Annotated in this window: 3 protein-coding genes; all 3 read left to right on the forward strand. The window is 69.6% G+C overall.

Annotated elements, in window-relative coordinates; genetic code table 11:
- The 3 genes from D7W79_RS41530 to D7W79_RS41540 are packed head-to-tail and all read left to right on the forward strand — an operon-like array spanning position 1 to position 1917.
- The gene (locus D7W79_RS41530) at positions 1 to 174 is read left to right on the forward strand and encodes an ABC transporter permease (RefSeq protein ID WP_276375632.1); all 174 of its coding nucleotides are present in this window, start codon (positions 1 to 3) and stop codon (positions 172 to 174) included.
- Positions 171 to 914, forward strand: coding sequence for an ATP-binding cassette domain-containing protein (locus D7W79_RS41535; protein ID WP_120530699.1), 744 nt, complete (start codon positions 171 to 173; stop codon positions 912 to 914). Before D7W79_RS41530 ends, D7W79_RS41535 begins: the two co-directional genes overlap by 4 nt.
- Positions 907 to 1917 carry an MlaD family protein gene (locus D7W79_RS41540; RefSeq protein WP_120530700.1) on the forward strand — a complete coding sequence of 337 codons (1011 nt, stop codon included), beginning with the start codon at positions 907 to 909 and terminating at the stop codon, positions 1915 to 1917. Before D7W79_RS41535 ends, D7W79_RS41540 begins: the two co-directional genes overlap by 8 nt.
- The last annotated feature ends 120 nt before the right edge of the window (positions 1918 to 2037 follow it).

A 2037-nucleotide genomic window follows, 5' to 3' on the forward strand; every position in this document is an offset into this window, starting at 1 on the left:
GTGCTGGGCTGCGGGCTCTACATCCCACTGGCGGCGGCGGTGGCGGGCTTGAACGCCAGGGGCGGCGCGGAGGCGGTGGGCGAGGCGACGACGAACGGCGTGGTGGCGGCCAGCCTGGGGTGTCTGTTGATTGACCTGACGGTGTCGCTTGCGTTCCAGTTCGTGCGCCTGTGAATGACACCGGTCCGGACACGCTGGTCTTCGAGGACGTGGCGATCGCCTTCGAGCAGGGCCGCCGCGTGCTGGACGGCCTGAGCGCGCAGGTCTCCACGCGGGAGCTGACGTTCATCGCGGGAGCGAGCGGCTCCGGAAAGAGCGTGCTGTGCCGCCTGGCGGTGGGCCTGTTGAGGCCCGAGGCCGGCAAGGTGACGCTGTTCGGGGAACGGGTGGACACGCAGGCGGAGCGGACGCTGGTGAACCTCCGCCGCCGGGCCCCCTACCTGGTGCAGGGCCCCGCGCTGCTGGACTGGAGGACGCTGCGGGAGAACGTGCGCCTCGCGGATCCGAAGGCCCCGGAGGAAGCGGTGGAGATGGCGCTGGAGAAGGTGGGCCTGAAGGAGTGGGCGGACCGGCTGCCACCGGAGCTGGGGCCCGGGGCGAAGAAGCGGGCGGCCATCGCGAGGGCGCTGGTGCTCAAGCCGCGCTACCTGCTCCTGGACGAGCCGACGACGGGGCTGGACCGGAGGGCGGCGATGCAGGTGGAGGCGGTGTTGGCGTCGTTGAAGGAGCAGGGTCTGGGGGCGCTGGTGGTGTCCCACGACTACCGGCAGTTGAGAGGGATTGCGGACCGGGTGTTGGTGGTGGCGAAGGGGCGCAGTGCGTACCTGGGGAGTCCGGAGGGCTTCCTGGAGTCCCCTGCCCCGGAGCTGCGGACGCTGACAGCGCCGTTCATGGAGGGCGCGACGGATGGATGAGCAACGGCTGGAGTTGAAGGTCGGAGCGCTGGTGCTCGCGACGCTGGTGGGAGTGCTGGTGTTGCTCTGGTTGATGGGAGAGCTGACGCTGGGCCGGGGCGCCAGGCTGGAGGTGGACTTCGCGCACACGGGCAACGTGGTGCAGGGCGCCCCGGTGAAGCTGGGAGGCGTCCAGGTGGGCAAGGTGGACACCATCCACCTCCTCGCGAACCGGAGGGACACGAAGGGCCTCCCCCTCCCCGTCCGCATGGACCTGTCGGTGGAGCCCGAGGCCAGGGGCGCGTTGCGCAAGGACGCAAGGGTGACGGTGGGGACGGTGGGTCTGTTGGGTGAGCCCTATCTGGAGTTGAACCCAGGCAACGCGGACGCGCCGCTGCCGGAGACCGAGGCGCTGAGAGGCGTGGACGCGCCGAGATTGGACCTGCTCTCGGAACAGCTGACCAAGTTCGTGACGTTGCTGTCGGACATGCTGGAGAAGGATCCGGAGGCCGTGACGGCCCTGGCCGCCAACGTGTCGCGCCTGGCGAGGACGCTGGACGAGGTCCTGACGGAGAACAAAGGCGACGTGAAGGTCCTGGCCTCGGAGCTGGCGGCGGCGTCCAAGGACCTGCGGCAGCTGGCGCAGCTGGCGAAGGAATCCATGCAGCCCGGAGGCAAGGGAGCCCGCCTCCTGGACGACGCCTCCGCCGTGGCGGCCGTGATGCGAAAGGACCTCCCCGGCCTGACGAAGTCCGCCAGCACGACCCTGGACGGACTGGCCGCGGTGACGGGACCGCTGACGCCCGAGGACGGCCAGCAGGTGAAGCTGGCCCTCCAGCGCTTCACGGCGGCGGCGGGCCAGCTGGAGCAGATCGCCACCAAGGCGGACCGCATCCTGGGACAACTGGACGCGGGAGAAGGCACGGGCGGCGCACTGCTGAAAGATCCGGTCCTCTACGACGAGTTGAAGACCCTGGTCACGGACCTGCGGAAGCACCCCTGGAAGATGCTCTGGAAGGACTAGGGGCTGTCCCTGATCCCCGGCCCGAAAATCAACCTGGTGGCTCAAACACCGGCGTTGGACCCGGCCTTGAGGGGCACGAGGAGGTTGCCAGCCAGCGTCAGGCATGATCAACGCTGGCTG

Origin of the sequence: Corallococcus exercitus (genome assembly GCF_003611585.1) — a bacterium.
Taxonomy (GTDB): Bacteria; Myxococcota; Myxococcia; order Myxococcales; family Myxococcaceae; genus Corallococcus; species Corallococcus exercitus.

What these genes read in the sequence shown, in the direction of transcription:
- D7W79_RS41540 (WP_120530700.1), top strand. Translation starts at nt 907, where the DNA reads ATGGATGAGCAACGGCTGGAGTTGAAGGTCGGAGCGCTGGTGCTCGCG.